The sequence below is a fragment of the Chryseobacterium sp. genome (assembly GCF_008831505.1).
Lineage (GTDB): Bacteria > Bacteroidota > Bacteroidia > Flavobacteriales > Weeksellaceae > Marnyiella.
In genome coordinates, this window is record NZ_CP044507.1 from 629,887 (window position 1) to 647,141 (window position 17,255).

At 44.6% G+C, this 17,255-nt stretch carries 19 protein-coding genes and 1 tRNA gene; 11 read left to right on the forward strand and 9 right to left on the reverse strand.

The genetic code is table 11. The features are described from left to right. Nucleotides 1-12 precede the first annotated feature (12 nt). Nucleotides 13-1,224, reverse strand: a complete 1,212-nt coding sequence (locus F7R58_RS02975; protein ID WP_158063474.1) for an ABC transporter permease — start codon at nt 1,222-1,224, stop codon at nt 13-15. Nucleotides 1,225-1,232: 8 nt separating this feature from the next. Further along, nucleotides 1,233-1,595 carry a 30S ribosome-binding factor RbfA gene (gene rbfA, locus F7R58_RS02980; RefSeq protein WP_158063475.1) on the reverse strand — a complete coding sequence of 121 codons (363 nt, stop codon included), beginning with the start codon at nt 1,593-1,595 and terminating at the stop codon, nt 1,233-1,235. Between the two features lie 208 nt (nt 1,596-1,803). On the opposite strand from rbfA, the gene mce reads away from it, so the two are divergent. The 4 genes from mce (at nt 1,804) to F7R58_RS03000 (ending at nt 3,919) form a co-directional block, all read left to right on the forward strand. Then, entirely contained in the window at nt 1,804-2,202 is a 399-nt protein-coding gene (gene mce, locus F7R58_RS02985) for a methylmalonyl-CoA epimerase (RefSeq protein WP_158063476.1), read from the forward strand. A 74-nt stretch (nt 2,203-2,276) separates the two neighbouring features. Then, nucleotides 2,277-2,350, forward strand: a tRNA-Ile gene (locus F7R58_RS02990). A gap of 239 nt (nt 2,351-2,589) precedes the next feature. Then, the gene (locus tag F7R58_RS02995; RefSeq protein WP_158063477.1) at nt 2,590-3,270 is read left to right on the forward strand and encodes a type 1 glutamine amidotransferase domain-containing protein; all 681 of its coding nucleotides are present in this window, start codon (nt 2,590-2,592) and stop codon (nt 3,268-3,270) included. Between the two features lie 211 nt (nt 3,271-3,481). After that, a complete protein-coding gene (locus F7R58_RS03000; RefSeq protein WP_158063478.1) occupies nt 3,482-3,919 on the forward strand; it encodes an SRPBCC domain-containing protein in 438 nt (145 codons plus the stop codon). A gap of 34 nt (nt 3,920-3,953) precedes the next feature. Here F7R58_RS03000 and F7R58_RS03005 read toward each other — a convergent pair whose 3' ends face one another. The 3 genes from F7R58_RS03005 to F7R58_RS03015 all read right to left on the reverse strand — a co-directional run bounded on the left by F7R58_RS03005 (nt 3,954) and on the right by F7R58_RS03015 (nt 8,312). Then, nucleotides 3,954-4,655, reverse strand: coding sequence for a DUF421 domain-containing protein (locus F7R58_RS03005; RefSeq protein ID WP_158063479.1), 702 nt, complete (start codon nt 4,653-4,655; stop codon nt 3,954-3,956). Between the two features lie 162 nt (nt 4,656-4,817). After that, nucleotides 4,818-5,813 (reverse strand): T9SS type A sorting domain-containing protein, encoded by a 996-nt coding sequence (locus F7R58_RS03010; RefSeq protein WP_187695252.1) that lies wholly within the window; start codon nt 5,811-5,813, stop codon nt 4,818-4,820. Nucleotides 5,814-6,188: 375 nt separating this feature from the next. Beyond that, complete coding sequence (locus tag F7R58_RS03015; protein WP_158063481.1) at nt 6,189-8,312, reverse strand: Tex family protein; 2,124 nt, start codon at nt 8,310-8,312, stop codon at nt 6,189-6,191. Nucleotides 8,313-8,563: 251 nt separating this feature from the next. Between F7R58_RS03015 and F7R58_RS03020 the strand changes: the two genes are divergently transcribed. Next, on the forward strand, nt 8,564-8,884 hold the full coding sequence (locus tag F7R58_RS03020; RefSeq protein ID WP_158063482.1) for a hypothetical protein: 321 nt from the start codon (nt 8,564-8,566) through the stop codon (nt 8,882-8,884). A 161-nt stretch (nt 8,885-9,045) separates the two neighbouring features. Here F7R58_RS03020 and F7R58_RS03025 read toward each other — a convergent pair whose 3' ends face one another. Beyond that, entirely contained in the window at nt 9,046-9,858 is an 813-nt protein-coding gene (locus tag F7R58_RS03025) for a T9SS type A sorting domain-containing protein (RefSeq protein WP_158063483.1), read from the reverse strand. Nucleotides 9,859-10,167: 309 nt separating this feature from the next. Here F7R58_RS03025 and F7R58_RS12910 point away from each other — a divergent pair, with 309 nt between their 5' ends. Further along, a complete protein-coding gene (locus F7R58_RS12910; protein WP_187695253.1) occupies nt 10,168-10,332 on the forward strand; it encodes a hypothetical protein in 165 nt (54 codons plus the stop codon). A gap of 539 nt (nt 10,333-10,871) precedes the next feature. Further along, nucleotides 10,872-11,405: a hypothetical protein gene (locus tag F7R58_RS03030; protein WP_158063484.1), complete on the forward strand. Its 534-nt coding sequence runs from the start codon at nt 10,872-10,874 to the stop codon at nt 11,403-11,405. Nucleotides 11,406-11,625: 220 nt separating this feature from the next. Here the strand turns inward: F7R58_RS03030 and F7R58_RS03035 are convergent, their stop codons facing one another. After that, entirely contained in the window at nt 11,626-11,892 is a 267-nt protein-coding gene (locus F7R58_RS03035; RefSeq protein ID WP_158063485.1) for a DUF7010 family protein, read from the reverse strand. Between the two features lie 20 nt (nt 11,893-11,912). Between F7R58_RS03035 and F7R58_RS03040 the strand changes: the two genes are divergently transcribed. Further along, the gene (locus F7R58_RS03040; protein ID WP_158063486.1) at nt 11,913-12,581 is read left to right on the forward strand and encodes a TrmH family RNA methyltransferase; all 669 of its coding nucleotides are present in this window, start codon (nt 11,913-11,915) and stop codon (nt 12,579-12,581) included. A 73-nt stretch (nt 12,582-12,654) separates the two neighbouring features. On the opposite strand, the gene F7R58_RS03045 is transcribed toward F7R58_RS03040, so the two are convergent. Next, nucleotides 12,655-13,617: an SPFH domain-containing protein gene (locus tag F7R58_RS03045; RefSeq protein WP_158063487.1), complete on the reverse strand. Its 963-nt coding sequence runs from the start codon at nt 13,615-13,617 to the stop codon at nt 12,655-12,657. Between the two features lie 261 nt (nt 13,618-13,878). Further along, complete coding sequence (locus F7R58_RS03050) at nt 13,879-14,901, reverse strand: M23 family metallopeptidase (RefSeq protein WP_158063488.1); 1,023 nt, start codon at nt 14,899-14,901, stop codon at nt 13,879-13,881. Between the two features lie 210 nt (nt 14,902-15,111). Between F7R58_RS03050 and F7R58_RS03055 the strand changes: the two genes are divergently transcribed. The 3 genes from F7R58_RS03055 to F7R58_RS03065 are packed head-to-tail and all read left to right on the forward strand — an operon-like array spanning nt 15,112 to nt 17,253. Further along, a complete protein-coding gene (locus tag F7R58_RS03055; RefSeq protein ID WP_158063489.1) occupies nt 15,112-16,158 on the forward strand; it encodes an NAD(P)H-dependent glycerol-3-phosphate dehydrogenase in 1,047 nt (348 codons plus the stop codon). A 32-nt stretch (nt 16,159-16,190) separates the two neighbouring features. Further along, nucleotides 16,191-16,595 (forward strand): hypothetical protein, encoded by a 405-nt coding sequence (locus F7R58_RS03060; RefSeq protein ID WP_158063490.1) that lies wholly within the window; start codon nt 16,191-16,193, stop codon nt 16,593-16,595. A gap of 40 nt (nt 16,596-16,635) precedes the next feature. Further along, on the forward strand, nt 16,636-17,253 hold the full coding sequence (locus F7R58_RS03065; RefSeq protein ID WP_158063491.1) for a DUF1684 domain-containing protein: 618 nt from the start codon (nt 16,636-16,638) through the stop codon (nt 17,251-17,253). The last annotated feature ends 2 nt before the right edge of the window (nt 17,254-17,255 follow it).

The window sequence follows — 17,255 nt, forward strand, 5'->3', positions numbered from 1 at the left end:
AGTAGCAGGATGTTAAGCTTTAGTAATGTGCTGCCTGTTGATTTTGGAGAATGCCCACGAGATCAGCAGGCCAAAGGTTGCTGCCGTAGTGGCTACAATAAGATAGTTAATGGGCAGTATACGCACCGGAAATGCCAGGTCTATGGCCGCGTTGGCTTTAAAGAAACCTGTTTGAAGCTGTATGAAACAAACCACTGTTCCTATAAAGAGTCCTGAAATAATGCCCGTAAAAACAATTAGCATGCCCGTAAAGAAGTAGGTTCTCCTTAATTCGCGCAGCGGCAGACCCAGTGAAAGCAACGAGCGGGCCTGTTCTTTTTTGTCCAGTTGCAGGATAATAATTGCGCCCGCAAGGTTAAAGGTAGTAATGAATATTACCAGAACGAAAATGAAGTAAATAAACAGTTTTTCAATATTGATCATTTTCCAGAAAGCAGCATTCTCTTCCTTTTTGGTGGTGATTATATAATTGCTGCCCACCTGCTTCTGAAGCTCATCCCGAACCGAATCGGCCTGGTCGCCGTTGCGAAGCTTCACCAACAGTTGATAAGCCGCGCTTTCCGGAAGATTCAGAAGTTGCTGTGCCAGTGTTATGGGCGCAATGATATAATTGTTAAGCTGATCGTTGCCCGAGAATACCCCGGTTACATAAATGTCCTGCCTGTTAAAAATATCTTCTTCCTTATTGATAAGTCCCGTTCCGGCTTTGGGCATGAAGACGGTAGCAAAATCTGCCTGACTGCCCACCGGGATGGAGAGCCGATTGCCAAGCTGGTTTTCCATTACCACCTCGTTCGGAAACTCAAAAGTGGGGTAGGAGCCGTAAAAAATGTTTTTATTAACCGGATTTACAGAAATGTAAGCTGAATCTACACCACGCAGGTAGGCAATATCGCCTTTTCCGCCGTAATCAATATAGACTTTCTCTTCAATGGCCTTGGAAAGTCCGGCCACATCCTCTCTTTTGCTTATTACTTCCTGGAGTTTGGCCACATCCTTCAGGACTTTACCCTGTGTGCTTTTCACCGTGAGATCGGCGTGCAGGTCGGAGATCAGTTCACGGTTAAGATCCTCCAGGCCTGAAAATACCGAGATGATAATAAACATCGCGGCAACCGCCACCGTCATGGCCAGTGCGGCCAGCCAGGTAATAAAAGTTACGGCCGTACTGCCTTTTTTGGCAATAAGGTAACGTTTGGCTATGTGAAAAGCAGTCCCGGGCACTTTAGGAATTAAAGCATTGGATTATCACCTTCGCCCCGAAGTTCTTTTTCAATCTTTTCAACATCGTCCAGCGACGTATCCAGATAGAAGTTAAGCTGGGGAATGACACGTACCTGCTTGCCCATTTTCTGGCCAATAAAATTACGGTACTGGGATTTGTTCACCTCAATTTCCTGCATAATCGGTTTACGGAATTCCTGGGGGAAAATACTCAGGTAGATTTTGGCAATGCTGAGGTCGGGAGTAACTTTTACATCAGAAACACTCACCATAAAGCTTTCCTTACTCTCGGATGACTGCTTGCGGAAGAGTTCAGCAAAATCTTCCTGGATAATCTGTGCTACTTTTCGCTGTCTGTTACTTTCGTTCATGGGGCAAATTTACTACTTTTGTTTCAATTATCAGGGCGTGGCCATCCTGTTGCGCGGCCGCAGGCCGCGCAACAGGATGGCCGGTCTCCGTGCAGTCGCTTTTTCTCTGTTTGGGGGCGGCGGCGCAGCCGCCGCCCCCAAACAGAGAAAAGAGCTCCAACAATGCACTCCGCCCTCACGCGCAGGAAGTCATCAAAACAAATTCAGCATGAAAATAGAACATTTAGGAATCGCCGTAAAATCACTTGAAACATCAGATAATTTATTTGCCCGCCTTCTGGGAAAAGACAGTTATAATAAAGAGTCCGTGGAAAGGGAAGGCGTAACTACTTCCTTTTACCAGGTAGGTGAAAGCAAAATTGAACTTCTGGAAGCAAGCAATACCAACAGTCCCATCGCTAAGTTCCTGGATAAGAAAGGGGAGGGAATACACCATATCGCTTTTGGCGTAGAAGATATCCGGCTGGAAATCGAGAGATTAAAGAAGGAAGGTTTTACATTTATCTCCGAAGAGCCTAAAGACGGTGCCGACAATAAACTGGTGGTTTTTCTTCATCCAAAGTCAACGAATGGTGTATTGGTAGAATTATGTCAGGAAAAGCCCTGAAAAATTTTTACAGATTCAAAAAAATGTTTACATTTGCAACTCGCAAAACAAAAGGTTTAGTCCGATTGTTTTCTGGCCTTGTAACTCAGCTGGTTAGAGTAGCTGACTCATAATCAGCAAGTCCTTGGTTCGAGCCCAAGCTGGGCCACTTTAAATTGAAGCACTTACAGAAACGTAGGTGCTTCCTTCTTTTTATTACAGCTCTTTCTCCTGCTTGTATACATCCAATCCTTATTGATATACTTTATTTTATAGGTAAGCTGCCCACTAATTTCCTATTTTACTTATTTGTACGTTCGATCAGATTTAATATCTGTTGGAATAAATATTGACAAGAGTCTTCAAATCTTTTTTATCACAAAATCAATTAACATAAAAAATAGAATTATGAATGTACTGTTTGTCCTAACGTCCCACGCTGAGTTGGGAGATTCCGGTAAGAAAACCGGTTTCTGGATTGAGGAATTTGCCAGTCCTTATTATTACCTCACGGACAGGGGTGTTGAAGTGACCTTGGCATCACCGGCGGGAGGTCAGCCGCCAATTGATCCTACCAGTGATCAACCTGAAAACCAGACTGAATCCACCATCCGCTTTAAAGGAGATGAGGCCCTGCAGGAAAAACTTAGCAGAACGCTGTCGCTGGCAGATGTAAGCGCAGATGATTATGATGCCGTTTTCTATCCGGGAGGTCACGGACCGCTTTGGGATTTGGCGGAAAGCGAGGATTCAAGGTTACTGATACAGACCTTTTATGGGATGCAGAAGCCTGTTGGATTCGTTTGCCACGCGCCGGCAGCTTTAAAGAATGTAAAAGATGATAAGGGTGAAGCGTTGGTAAAGGGTAAAAAAGTAACCGGGTTTTCCAATACTGAAGAGGAGCTTGTTCAGCTCAAAGAGGTCGTGCCCTTTCTTGTAGAAGATATGCTGAAAGAAAACGGTGGCAACTATTCCAAAGCGGGTGATTTTGAACCCTATGCTCTGGAAGACGGTCTTCTAATTACAGGACAGAATCCTGCTTCATCCGAAAAGGTAGCAGAACTTTTGCTGGCTCAGCTGAAAAAATAGTTTTACACGGATAGGTGTAAAGTTCCGTGATGCATGTCGCGGAATTTTTTATTGGTAGATAGCTCTCATTCCACTACGATGCAGGCTCGTGGACTCAATAAGTGAGGACAACCGATGCCATTACAGATTTTGTGCGAAATAAAATGTCAGCAATTTCTGCTTCTTCATTGCCTCAGAAATCAATAAATTGCTTGCTCTTATTCATAATACCATGAAACTTACTGCCCAGGCTACCCTCCAGATTCAAAAAACCGTTGGTGAGGTTTTTGAAGCCATAGTCAATCCTGATCACATGACTCAGTATTTTATTTCGGAAAGCAGCGGCCGACTGGAGTCCGGAAAGAATCTGACTTGGAAATTTCCGGAGTTTGAAGATGAATTCCCGGTGACACAGGTACGCATCCAGGCTCCGAACCTGATTTCATTTGTTTGGGACCCCGAAACCACAGTAAACATTTTCCTGAATGCTCAGGCCGACCAAAGTACGTTGGTCAAAGTTACAGAAGGCGATAAAGAGCTGGATGACGATAACCTGAAATGGCTTATCAGTAATACCGAAGGTTGGGCCAACTTTCTGGCCTGCCTAAAGGCTTACTTAGAATATGGCGTGCACCTCCGCAAAGGCGCCTACGATTTTATGAGAAAATAAACAGTTGGCTTGGGGACTCATACAGGTACAGAGTTTAGGTTACGCGTTTATTATTGCTGGAGCTCACCCACTTTTCCTTTCCGCAATGTGAACATTTGCCCGCTGCACCGGGCGTTTTTTCTTCAGTATAACCACAGAAGGTACAGGAGTAAAAACCCGCCTTTTCAATGACCTTTACAGGATGATCCAGGGAATTCAGCATAATGGGAAGGCCGTAGCGGATTTCATCAGTTTCCCGGAAAAAGACACTAACACCGCCTGAGGTTTCCTCGATAGCTGTTTCTATCTGTCCCAGGTGGGAGATTCCGCGTAAACGGAGCTCAGCGAAGAATTCGTCGTTCCCGAGATTCTCTTTCTTAAAATTTTCAATTTCAAAAACCCCGTCCCTGATCAGGCATACCGGCTTGCCCTCTACCATGTCCTCAAATCTTTTGGATTTACCAAGAAAATAGGTAAGTAGCGCATACAATGCGATGATTACGATAAAAACCAGAAGCGAGAACACGATACCCACATCCTTATAAAACATAGGGTCGCCCGCGGCCGATCCCAAACCTATAATGACTACGAGCTCAAAAACCGAAAGCTGTTTCACACCCCTTTTTCCCAGAATCCGAAGTCCCAGAATAATAATCAGGAACATGATGACGGTTCTCAGGATGACTTCCGGCAGGAACGACCAGTCTTCGGACCCAAGTAACAGGTCCTTCCAGTCTATAACGGCAATTGTGTTCATAGAGTAGTGTTTCGGAACCTATAGCCAAAAGAATGCCTATTTGGAAAACACCGCTTGCGGATTAGGCAAAATGATTTCCGGGCAGCCGCTTTAACAAAGAAATCCTCCTGAACTTTGAAATTCAGGAGGATTTTATTGGAAATTATAAACTTGTTCAGCCAGTTATTTTTTAATGAAGTTAAGCGTTCTTGCTTCCACCGTTGGGCCACTTATCTCCAGAAAATAAACGCCTGCCGGCAAATCGGATACTTCCACCTTACCCTCTTTTATTACACGTGACCTGACCAGTTTTCCGTCCGCTGCGAAAATCTTAGCAGATGAATACCTGCTGATCTCTCCGGTGAGATGAATAATTTCCTGTGCCGGATTCGGGAAAATCTGCAGTTTTGATGCTGGGTCAGCATTAACTGTGCTCAGAAACACCTCGTTAAGAGCCTGTGCACCGGTGGTAGTCTGGTTAATGCCCAGCAGCGGAACACTTATATTGGCGCTGGTGTAGGAAAGTATAGGGAACTTGCGCACATTATCATAATAAGTGTAGGTAGTGTTCGTTACCGTACCTATCGGTACCAGGAAAAGGATATCACTGCTTTGGTGAAGGTTCAGATTCTGCACAGATTTCAGGCGCAGTACATTCGGATAGGTTTGGGATCCCAAAATCAGCGTGCCGGCAGCATCTGCAGTATTGGTGATGGTACCTTTAAAGATTCCTGACGCTGCAGACGAGGTGAAAGTCCCCTGAGCCTGATCTGTCTCATTATAACCAAAGGCGGCCGGATACGTGATCACTGTTCCGTTGTTCACTGAAAAGTTCAGCGTAGCATCGGGTGTAATAAGTCCCGTAATTTCCAGCTTGGTAGCTGTTTGCTTGTAAAGTACCGTATTTCCAAGGCCGTTCATCTTAATGGTGCTGCCCGGGAAAGTGGTAAGTTCCGACGCACTGGGCGCTGTGTAGGTGGTTGCCGCAGCTGCTCCCTGAGTAAGGCTGCCGTTCTGGAAAGTTACACCTGCGCCGGTAGCGGAATTATCTACAGTACCGTTCACGGTTACATAATTCACCGTTTCGCCCACAACAGGATCATTAAATGCTTTAGTTATGGTGGTTTGAGCGGAAACCATACCTGTAAACGCTGTAATAAGCAGTATTGATTTTTTCATCGAATATTTTTTGCAAATATAGACAAAAACTAAAATTAAGTTTGTAGTTTATCGATAATGTATAATATTATAAACTTAGGATGTGAAAAAGCCTGGCTGCATACGCGGACCTCTGACTTAGGAAACGGAGGCGTATAGAAATTGTGATGAATTTCCGTTAAAAAATTTCCATTGTTTGAGTGGCGGCGAGAAAAGAAATTTTGCAGCATTAGTGTATTTCCGCCCGAGTTTGGAAATTTTAGGAAATTCATTACAATTTTAGCCGAGTTTCCAGTCTTGAATTTTTGGTTCTTTTGTTTCAAGACTAAAGAACAACTATGTTTCTTCTACCAATAATACATAAAGAATCCTGGCGGTGTTGTATAAAGTGCCTTCTTACAAAATCATACTCAGCTGCACGCGCTTCCTTGCCTCATCAACCTCAGTCACCTTTACCTGCACATGCTGGTGCAGTTTCACCACCTCATTTACATCCGACACAAATCCCTCTTTCAGCTGTGATATGTGAACCAGGCCGCTTTCCTTGATGCCCAGGTCCACAAAGCAGCCAAAAGCCGTAATATTGTTCACGATTCCGGGCAAAATCATGCCTGGTTTTAAATCCTTAATGCCTTTCACTCCTGGGTCGAACTCAAAGACTTTCGCGGCTTTTCGCGGGTCCAGACCCGGCTTTTCCAGTTCTTTCAGGATATCTCTGATTCCCAGGATCCCGACTGTTTCAGTAATATAGTTCTCAGGATTAATTTGCACGATCTTCTCTTTGTTGGCAATAAGGTCTGCAGTTTTGAGGCCCAAATCTCTAGCCATCTTTTCAACAATGGGGTAGGCCTCCGGATGGACCGCCGAATTGTCCAGCGGATTCTTCCCGTTGGCAATCCTTACAAAAGCTGCCGCCTGCTGATAAGCTTTTTCGCCAAGCCTTGGAACTTTTTTAAGCTGCTTCCGGTCTTCAAAAGCACCGTTTTCCGCACGGAAATTCACAATGTTTTCGGCCATCTTTTCGCCGATTCCCGAAACGTAGCTCAGCAAAGATTTGCTGGCGGTATTCAGGTTAATGCCCACCGCATTCACGCAACTCATGACAGTGGAATCGAGGTCATTTTTCAGTTGGGTCTGGTCCACATCGTGCTGATACTGGCCCACACCAATGGATTTTGCATCGATTTTCACAAGTTCTGCCAGGGGGTCCGAAAGTCTTCTTCCGATAGAAATGGCACCACGCACGGTGACGTCGAAGGACGGGAATTCTTCCCGCGCAATCTTGCTCGCAGAGTAAACGGAGGCCCCCGCTTCCGAGACTACAAAGACCTGCGGCGGTTTATCGAAGGCAATTTTTCTGATGAAGAATTCCGTTTCGCGGCTGGCTGTACCGTTGCCGATGGATATTGCCTGAATATTATAGGCATTCACCATCGAGCGGATTTTCTTCATGGCCATGCCCGTTTCGTTCTGCGGTGCATGCGGATAGATGGTTTCGTTGTGCAGTAAATCGCCTTTCTCATCCAGACAAACCACCTTGCAGCCGCTTCGGTAGCCGGGGTCTATAGCCAGTATTCGTTTTTCACCCAATGGCGCTGCCAGAAGCAGTTGCCTTAGGTTTTCTGAAAATATGGAAATTGCTTTTTCATCGGCTTTTTCTTTTGCCTCCTGCAGCGTTTCATTGGCAAGTGCGGGTTCCTGCAGCCTTTTGTAACTGTCCTTTATGGCCAGCCTGATCTGCTCCGTACATTCGTTATGTGATTTAATGATGGCCTGTTCAATAAGGTTAATGGCTTCATCCTTATCAGTCTCAACTTTGGTCTTCACAAAACCTTCAGTTTCCGCTCTCAGCATGGCCAAAAGCCGGTGCGAGGGAATGCGGTTCAGGCTTTCTTCCCACTCGAAATACTGACTGTACTTTTGGGCGGCTTGTTCGTCTTTTTTGGTTTTCACTACCCTGGACGAAATCATGGCTTTCCTTTGGAAAAGCCGGCGCAGGTTTTTTCTCACATAACCGTTTTCATTGATCCATTCGGCCATAATATCACGGGCGCCCTGCAGTGCTTCCTCTTCTGTATTGACTTCTGAATTCAGATATTTCAGAGCCAGCGACTGCAGGCCATTTGCCTTCTGACTCATTATGATTTTGGCTAAAGGTTCCAGTCCCTTCTCCTTCGCCGCGTCGGCTTTGGTTTTGCGGCGTTTTTTATAAGGAAGGTAAAGGTCTTCCAGTTCCTGAAGGTTAAAACTGCTGTCAATGCGCTGTTTAAGTTCAGAAGTTAATGCGTCCTGTTCTGTAATGGATTTCAGGATGCTTTCTTTCCTTTTAATGATTTCTTCAAACTGCGTATTCAGTTTCGCGATCTGTTCAATCTGCACTTCATCCAGGTTTCCTGTAGCATCCTTTCGGTAGCGCGAAATAAAGGGAACAGTGCAGTCTTCCGCAAGCAGTTTTAGTGTTGCATTAATGTATTTATCAGAAATTTGAAGGGATTGTTGGATAAAACCGGTGGATGTCATTAGCAATTTTTGGAAATGCTAAAATAGGGATTTTAGTGATGTAAATCATCCGTGTGAGGTGTGCCTGCGTATTGATTTTACTTTTATTCCGAGAAGAATAGGGCGGGGACAATGAAATATGGATCAGCTGAAAATGTCAAAAAAAAATCACTACATTTGGATTAACTGATAATCTAATGCTCCACATCTGCATTGTCGAATATGGATTATAAGGTTATCACATCTGTTTCCAAATACAAAGCCAATACACAATGAAAAAGATATTTACCACTGTTTCAATATTCTGCGGATTGATCTCTGCTTTTGCGCAGAATTATACTCCGTCTAAAACCAAGAATGAACGCAAAGCCGATTATTCTGTTTCTGTTAAATCGGCTGAAGTTGATAACATCGACTGGAAGTCCATTAAGGATTTTTTCGCTGATAAAAAGGAGAATGATTCTGTTAAAATTTCAGTTAGAGTTATTGAGCCACAAATGACCAACCTGAAAACTGAAAAGAAATATACCACACAGGGAATAGTAAAAAATATTAATGAGCTGATTTCGGTTCTAAAAAATATGCTGAAATAGTTTGCAGCAACTAATCGTGAAGCCCGTTTTGTCGCAGAGCATAAAGTGAAAGATGCGCCCAAATTGCTTATCTGCTGCGGCTTTTATTAAAAATCTTTACTACTTAATCCAAAAAAACCGTTCCCACATCTGCGGGAACGGTTATCTTATATTTTATACTTCTATTTCTTAATAAATCTGCTGTTCAATACAGTTTCCTCTTTATCTTCAATGGTGATAAAGTAAACACCGGCTGAAAGCTCAGACACATCAACAGTTCCTCTTTTGGAAACTTCTCCTTTTTTTATCAAACGCCCGGCAGGGTCGTGAACTGAATATGCCGCATCAGCAGAAACTTTGGTTATGTGGAGAACGTCGGTTACTGGATTCGGATAAATTTTCAAGCCATTTTCTGCGCCTACTTCCGTGGTGGCCATGGCATTGTCCATATCGAAGCCCATAGTGGCCAACCTGTGCTGAACTGTACCGCTGGCATTATTCATATTGCCGAAGACCGTTCGCGAATTCACGTTTATGGAGCCCTGCATAATCTGAAATCCCGGTGAGTATCCCTCCTGCGAAAGCTCTACCATCAGGTTCTGTGTAGGATCATACGGGAAAGGCGTCTGAAGCGATATTTTGATATAATTACCGCTTATCACCGGCGTGTTATAATTGACGGAATACACGGTCTGTAGGCCTGTAATAAAAGTGGAAGTCGGGAAAATAGTCATTGTGGTCGTGCCCATCTTAACTTTCAGGTTGGTAATATTGGGCGACGCTGCCGTTGAGGCTTTAAGATAGATCGCGACAATATTTCCTGCCGGTGCGGTCGGGAAATCACTTGGGTAATATATGGATTGCCTGAAGTTACTTGATGAGTTCGCAAAGGGAATGGTATTGGCAATTTCAGTGGTCCCGGTGTACATATACTGCTGCGCAAAACCCTGTACAGCCATCGCAGCGACTAAAAAAAGGAAGTTGATTTTTTTCATAGCTAATTATTTTGAGGTTTGAAGTTATGAATTCAGAGACCATTATTCACTGTCTTAGATAGAGGTCTTTAACAAATCTACTTATTTTATAAGTATGTTGTACAGTAAAGGCTTTTATTTTTTTGATGTATTTAGTGTTTTACAATATATGTTGAATAAACTGTAAATAAATTTTGAAGAAGTGCGAAAAGACCTAGTTGGAAAAAGTCACCGGAATCTAGGAATTGGCATCATGGGTTGACGCTCTTTACTTTTACATTTATCCAATGACTGAAACTCAAAAGCAAATCCTGGAAGAAATTTCAGGATATGAAGCAAAATCCTGGACAGCGTTTTGCGCAGGTACTGTTTAACCTGGATATTACGCAGTTTAAACCCAGCTCCGGTGAAGTCCGGGACATCTTTTACGATAGGGATGAGGTAGTATTGGAAAGAATTAGAGAAAGGATTGTGCAGTTTAAGGAACCAAAATAGTAAGACACCCGGTTGTCATTCCAAAGGAACTTTGCAATACGCAGCAATTGTGAGGAAGCTGCACAATTTCAGTGTTGCTGGTTCTGTATGGATCAGTTGCACTTCAGGAAGTCGTCTAAGGTCTTTACCCATTAGGCATTCCAGCATTACTTATACTCCGGTCTCGCCTGAAAAATATTGATAGCGGCCTTCTTGGATTATTGTAGCGGCAGCGTAGAGTGGAGCGGGACTTGAATAAGGCCAAAGCTTCACATTTGGCGAAATCTGCTTCAGTATCCCGTTTTAAAAAAAGATTTACGAAAATATATTTTCCAGTTACGGTACATTGGGGGCATTATTGCATGAGCAGTAAAAGAAATTCGGTAGAGACTTTATCATCCTAATTATCAGGCAGCCGTAATCTCGGTAGCAGTCAATATAAATAGGATCCGTCAGGCTGGTAATCCTTTGAAACGAAATACGTCTGTTGGTACAATATTTCAGCGAGAATTCAGGAACAGAATCAGAAACCTTTTTACCACAACATTTATATCACTATAATGAAAAAAAGTCTTTTAGAATCAGTAGGCAGTTGGTCTTCGGAATGTGAGATTTGCTATGGCAACGAATCAGAGACTGTTCAGTTTGGTTGTGTACAGGGAAGAAATATATGTTTAACCTGCATTCAGAAATATGAGTTAAAAAATTCGGACAGGACCCTTAATGAAGAACGCTCCCAGGTGCTAGAGAAAATCAGGGAGGAAATAAATGAAGTGATGGACGGGCAACATGTTCTCCGCGAAAATTTAAACAGTTGTGACAGTGAAAAGCTGTCCAAGATGATCGAATATTTAAACATAATCTGTGAGACCAAAATTAAACTGTCGGAAATGATTGCAGTAGCTTCGGTGTTGGAAGAAGATATTCTGAAGTTAAGGCATTCAGCGCATACTGATCCTATGAGTTTAAGCCATAAGGTAAGCCGGCAAAAGGATATAGAAGCAAATCTTATCACACAGAAACAATTGCTGGATAAAGTTTTAATACTGGGAGTATGCGAAGGATTAAATTATTACAGATCGTCCCAAATCTGATTTCCGGTTTAATTCCGTTCTATATTCCGGCTAGACTAACAAATATTTAAGTTGGAGGCAAAGTCCGCGGAACTGTAGGCTGTCAGCCTCGGTTCAGCATACCTTTTCTTATTTTAAATCAGCCTGATGAAAGTATTTAGAGCGATTTTTTCCTTAAGATGCGTCCATTCCCTTTCCTCAGCCTGATTACAAAGCAAGACCTCCATCGTCTGTTCAGATGTTATAAACCCGAAGTGGGGGAAGCTGGAATTGCTGCTTCATTTTTGCCTCGCTGTTTCCGGAACTGGATATAAAGAACCGTTCCCGCGATAATTTCAACTGAAGCGCCGGCCAGAGTGGAGTAGAAGGCGCCGGCCTGGAGGGGAAAAAGTACAAAAGCTGCCGCTCCCAGCAGCGAACCCATCAGCCAGTAGACTTTCAGGCCGTATAGCGTGGTGAATGTAAGGTATCGTCCGCCAATGATCATGAAACCGGAACTAAATCCCACATTTTCCCTACTTTTGCCGCATGGATCACCAAACCACCTTTAACTACTTAAAGCGCTTTCTTACCGACGAAAGGCTGGCCAAAATTGAGCATTATGCGCCCGAAAGTTCGGATTTTGTGCTGCCCGTGATGGAGGATATTTTTCAGTTCCGGAATGCGGCGGCCATTGTAAGGTCGGTGGAGGCCTGTGGTTTCCACAAAATTGTGGCCATGGAAAGCATTAATGAGTTCAGCCCCAATCCCAAGGTGACCAAAGGTGCCGAAACCTGGGTGGAGGTACAAAAAATGCCGCATAACCTGGATTCACTGCAGAAAATTAAGGACAGTGGCTATAAAATCCTGGCCGTTTCGCCGGAGAATAATTCCACAATGCTCCCGGATTACGAACTGACGGCTCCTGTAGCGCTGGTGTTCGGCACCGAGAAAGAAGGCGTCACCGACGAAATCCTGAATTTTGCGGATGAAACGCTGGCCATTCCCATGTACGGTTTTACCAAAAGCTTCAATGTTTCGGTGGCGGCCGCCATCTGCTTTTATGAGCTCAAACAGAAGCTCATCAGGTCGGGCACGGACTACAAACTCTCCGGCGAGAAACTCTGGGAACTCAAGGTGCGCTGGGCCCGGAATTCCATTCCGCGCGGCCAGGAAGTCCTGGACAATTACCTGAAGTCATTGGAAAGCCAGATATAACCTTAAGCTTTTCATCATAAATACAAATGCTCCGAAGCCTGAACTCCGGAGCATTTTTGTGGACAAACACCTCTTATTTCATTTGGTAAAGGGTGTTGCTGCCGCTGCCCAAAACGGTGGTCGGCATTACGCCGTCCCATTTCAGCACGCGCTGGTATTCCACATAGGTAGAGGTGATTTCCTGCTGCTTCAGGCTGATGGCCTTGGCATCGGCCTGTGCACGGATCACGATGGAGGCGGAGTCACCTTTGGCCAGCTGGATTTTCCTTTGCGCATCGGCCTGGGCTACACGCGCCTGGGCTTCGGCTTTGATGGCATCGGCATCAGCGGTGGCCTTGTCTTCAATGGACTGGCGGATGGCTTTGGGCGGCTGGATATTGGTCTTCAGCTGGGATACCAGGAACCATTTTCCGATTCTTTTGTTCACCTCAGATAAAATCTCGGCTTCGTAAGTTTCCCTGTTATTGAAAAGGTAATCGATGGAGTGTCTGTTGGCCACATCATTGATCGCCCCGATGATGGCGTTGTTCAGCCAGCCTTCCTGTATGGCTTCCAGTCCGCCCTTGGTGTAGGTGGAACGCAGGTTGGTAAACATATCAGCGGCCGTACTTTCCTTCACCGAATAGTTGAAGGAAGGTTTGATGGGGCAGGGGAAACCGCCTTTGGCCACAATAATGGATTCCGGGTATTCGATATGACGCTGGTCCAGCGGGATTTCCTGGATTTCCTGGGTGTATTTATTGTAGAACACGACTCCTGAAACTTCCTCGGTGTAAGACACTCCACGCTTGTCGCCCAGCAGGTTGATGAGCAGTCCTTTGTGTCCTACGCTGATGACATCGTAGTTCATAGGTTGGAGCAGTGCGGCCACTATGGCTACAAAAATGAAAGTGGCGGGTTTCCACTTCATCCCTGTGGGTGTGCGCCGGCCGTTTTTGTCCGGCTCGGAGTAGGTGAGGAGATCCAGTTTGCGGGTGAAAATCCCGATAATGACAATGAGTGCAATAAGCAGCAATAGTAAAAATGTTAACGACATATAAATAGTTTTTAATGGTTTTGATTAATAATAAGGAAATTTTATGAAAAATCCAAGTATTTATATCAATAAACTATTAAAATGTGTTAATTCTATATCAATTAATTTACGATGATGATTTATGCTGCTTGTATTCAGGTCTTTAGGGGTTGGCCGTAGAGTCGGTCAGTAAATTGTTAAATTTAAGCTTCAAGTCTGGCTTCTTTGTCCAAATAAAAAACGCTCCTGAAAAGGAGCGCAGATGTTTTTATGTGGCTGTTCTTAAAAGTTCATAAACAGTTTGGGGTTAACCGGTGTATTGTTCTTGTGAACCTCGTAGTGAAGGTGTGGTCCGGTGGAGCGGCCGCTGTTTCCTGATTTGGCTATCACATGATTTACTTTTACCTTGTCATTGGTGCGTACCAGGATATCGGAGAGGTGCGCGTAAAGTGTGGCGAGTCCGTTTCCATGCGAAACAATCACACAGTTGCCGTAACCGCCTTTCTGGCCGGCAAAGATAACGGTACCCGCGGCAGTACATCGTACGTCGCTGCCATAAGACACAGCGAAATCCATCCCCTTATGAAACTGGATCTGGTCCGGTTCTGCCGGAGCGTTATTGACCTCGCGAACAGTCGATTTCTTAGCCGAAGCAGGAGCGCTGATAGTGGCTGAGGCAGCTGCTGAGGCAGGAACCGTAACATTGGCGTATACAGGTACTGTTTTCTTGCTGATATTACCGAGGCTGTCTTTTTCCTCCACTATCTTCACAGATACCACCTTGCGCTCCACAGTTGTGGTGGGCACAGCTGCTACAGGTGCGCTGGCCCTTGCGGTCGGCGTTTTTACAGAAGCAAGTACGGTGCGGAAAGGAATGGGGTTTTTCCTTTTGCCAAAATTAGAGGAGATATAACCGTCGGTGGGCATTCCCAGGGGCACCTGCATCAGTTTGTTCTGCAAATCCATAAGGTATTGGCTGTAACGGTTGGATTGTTTGGCCAGATAAACAGAACTTGCCAGACTGTCCTGATCCAGCTGTTCCACTTTCAGGTTGGAAACATTTCTGGACGCGAGAAAGGAATTGAGGTCGCGCACCGTATTGTCTACCTGAAGCAGGTCATTCTTCATTCTGGCATAATCCACACTGTCTTTCTGGGTGTTGATTTTTACAAGATTGACTTCATAATTCCGGTCGTCCCTGGTGGTCCACAGTTTGGCAATAATGAGTGACTGTGCAAAGATTACCGCGAGGAACCCGCCCAGCAGCAGCCTCATTTTCCTCTTTTTTGTAAATAACTTTTTCATTGTAAGAAATTGCGTGCTGTATGTTTTAAATAACAGTCGGCAAAATTAAAAAAAAATGAACATGACTGTCATTTTTTAACAGAACTTTAGTTTAGAGTAGTTTAAACGCAGAAAAAATGATTAAATTGTATAATCAGGCGTGTTTCGTTACATTAATCATAAAGAGACCACTCCGGCCTTTTGCCTATCTTTGCAAACTCGAATTGTGTTATGGTAAATAAAAATACAGCAGCAGAAAATTTGGCATCAGCCGCGCAGAAAGGATCTGCCGGCATACGCGTGGGGGTTGTCGGAAGCGGCAGTTTTGCTACTGCCATTGTAAAGATGCTGGTGGAGAACTGTGATAAGGTGCACTGGTGTGTACGCAGTGAGTTTGTGAAAGGTGCGGTTGAACTTCGCGGTCACAATCCCACTTACCTTACTTCGGTAAGTTTTGACCTCAATAAGCTCAATATTACTACAGACATCAACGAACTGGTAAGCGCCTGTGATATTATCGTACTGGCCACGCCGTCCATTTATCTTTCCGATGCGATGGACAGGCTGCAGGTAGACTATTCGGATAGGATATTCGTATCTGCGATCAAAGGTATTGTACCAAAGGTGAATGATGTGGTGGCACATTACCTTAGACAGGAATTCAACATCGGCTTCCGCAACCAGGCGGTGCTGGCAGGTCCCTGCCATGCCGAAGAGGTAGGGATGGAGAGGCTTTCTTATCTCACCATCGCCACCGTGGAAGATGAGGTTTCAGAGAAACTGAACAGCATCTTTGCCTCGTCATTTATCAAGGTGACTGCCAGCAAGGATGTCCTGGGCAATGAGTACAGCGCCATCCTTAAAAATATTTACGCGGTGGGAGCCGGTATCGCAAGTGGTCTGGGTTACGGCGATAACTTTACCGCTGTATTTGTGTCCAATGCGGTACGCGAGATGGAAACCTTTCTGGAGGCTATTTATGAGGCACCCCGCGACGTTAATGACAGTGCTTATCTCGGCGACCTCCTGGTTACTGCCTACTCACTTTTCTCCAGGAACCGAAGCCTGGGGAATCTGATCGGCAAAGGCTATACGGTAAAATCGGCGATTCAGTCTATGAATATGGTGGCCGAGGGCTACTATGCCGCCGACTCGATTTATGCCACAGCCAAGGAGAAGAACGTGAAGACACCCATCATAGATGCGATTTACAGAATACTGTATAATGAGGAAAACGCTGAAAATGTTTTTGCCGAACTTACGGCAGAACTGAATTAGGATTTCTTCTGAATATTATAATCAGGTTATCAATGAACGGTTCCGACACCATTACCGTACCCCGGCCCACAGTTGCACCTGAACTTTTGGAGCAGCTGCAAAACCTCACCGAAGTGGAGCGGCAGGTCATCGTGCATTGCTGTTTTCCGGCTACGCCCTTCTGGGGCAGCTTAATCCGCATCTGGCCCACCACTTATCTCATAGATGATGCGAGTGGCACCCGCAGCCAGCTCGTACATTCAGAAAATATCTCAATGGCACCGTACTGGACCGAAGTTCCGCCAATGAAAGATTTCTGGTTTACACTGATTTTTTCGGGCTTGCCAAAATCCTGTACCCAGTTCGACCTTAAAGAGCTGATTGCCGAAGAGGGCGGTTTCTGTGTGAGGAATATCAGGAGAAATGCTACTGATGTGTACCGTGTTAAAATTGAATAGATTTTTGCCAGATTGTCCCTTAACCGGCTTTTTGTTTTGAATGAAAAAATTAAGTTTACTGCTGCTCCTTTTTTCACAGTTTGTATTTTCACAATCGGTGGAAGAGCATGCAGTTGAAATCCTGAAATTCCAGGCCGAACTTAACCGTGAATACCGTGACGTGCGGGAGACCCCTTTGCGTGGGGTCAATTTCAAAAATTTTAAGGAACATCCTTTCTTCGCTGTTGATTTTAATTATAGAATTGCAGCAAAATTTAAAAGGATCGAAAATGCGCTGCCGTTTGAGATTTCTACATCGTCCGGGCATACAAAACCATACGTCGAGTTTGGAGAGGCAACTTTTGCTGTTGATGGTAAGAATTTTATGCTTAAGATTTACCAAAGTGTGCATCTTGTTCAGAAGCCGGAATATAAGAACCATCTCTTTCTGCCGTTTCACGATGCTACCAACGGAAAGGAAACTTACGGCGGCGGCAGATATCTTGATCTGGAGATACCTTCCGGTGATACGGTGGTCCTGGATTTCAACAAGGCATATCAGCCTTATTGTGCATACAACGCTTATGACTACAGTTGCCCCATCGTTCCCACAGAAAACACTTTGCCAGTGGCGGTTAAGGCAGGAGTAAGGTATGAGGACGTTTATTTTATTCATTAAAC

Bases quoted from the DNA above. Each gene is read 5' to 3' on its own strand.
- F7R58_RS03065 (WP_158063491.1), top strand. From the start codon at position 16,636: ATGAAAAAATTAAGTTTACTGCTGCTCCTTTTTTCACAGTTTGTATTT.
- F7R58_RS03025 (WP_158063483.1), bottom strand. From the start codon at position 9,858: ATGAAAAAAATCAACTTCCTTTTTTTAGTCGCTGCGATGGCTGTACAG.
- F7R58_RS03020 (WP_158063482.1), top strand. From the start codon at position 8,564: ATGAAAAAGATATTTACCACTGTTTCAATATTCTGCGGATTGATCTCT.
- F7R58_RS03060 (WP_158063490.1), top strand. From the start codon at position 16,191: ATGAACGGTTCCGACACCATTACCGTACCCCGGCCCACAGTTGCACCT.
- rbfA (WP_158063475.1), bottom strand. From the start codon at position 1,595: ATGAACGAAAGTAACAGACAGCGAAAAGTAGCACAGATTATCCAGGAA.
- F7R58_RS03040 (WP_158063486.1), top strand. From the start codon at position 11,913: ATGGATCACCAAACCACCTTTAACTACTTAAAGCGCTTTCTTACCGAC.
- F7R58_RS03030 (WP_158063484.1), top strand. From the start codon at position 10,872: ATGAAAAAAAGTCTTTTAGAATCAGTAGGCAGTTGGTCTTCGGAATGT.
- F7R58_RS03000 (WP_158063478.1), top strand. From the start codon at position 3,482: ATGAAACTTACTGCCCAGGCTACCCTCCAGATTCAAAAAACCGTTGGT.
- F7R58_RS03005 (WP_158063479.1), bottom strand. From the start codon at position 4,655: ATGAACACAATTGCCGTTATAGACTGGAAGGACCTGTTACTTGGGTCC.
- F7R58_RS03015 (WP_158063481.1), bottom strand. From the start codon at position 8,312: ATGACATCCACCGGTTTTATCCAACAATCCCTTCAAATTTCTGATAAA.
- F7R58_RS03050 (WP_158063488.1), bottom strand. From the start codon at position 14,901: ATGAAAAAGTTATTTACAAAAAAGAGGAAAATGAGGCTGCTGCTGGGC.
- F7R58_RS03010 (WP_187695252.1), bottom strand. From the start codon at position 5,813: ATGAAAAAATCAATACTGCTTATTACAGCGTTTACAGGTATGGTTTCC.
- mce (WP_158063476.1), top strand. From the start codon at position 1,804: ATGAAAATAGAACATTTAGGAATCGCCGTAAAATCACTTGAAACATCA.
- F7R58_RS03045 (WP_158063487.1), bottom strand. From the start codon at position 13,617: ATGTCGTTAACATTTTTACTATTGCTGCTTATTGCACTCATTGTCATT.
- F7R58_RS02995 (WP_158063477.1), top strand. From the start codon at position 2,590: ATGAATGTACTGTTTGTCCTAACGTCCCACGCTGAGTTGGGAGATTCC.
- F7R58_RS12910 (WP_187695253.1), top strand. From the start codon at position 10,168: ATGAAGCAAAATCCTGGACAGCGTTTTGCGCAGGTACTGTTTAACCTG.
- F7R58_RS03055 (WP_158063489.1), top strand. From the start codon at position 15,112: ATGGTAAATAAAAATACAGCAGCAGAAAATTTGGCATCAGCCGCGCAG.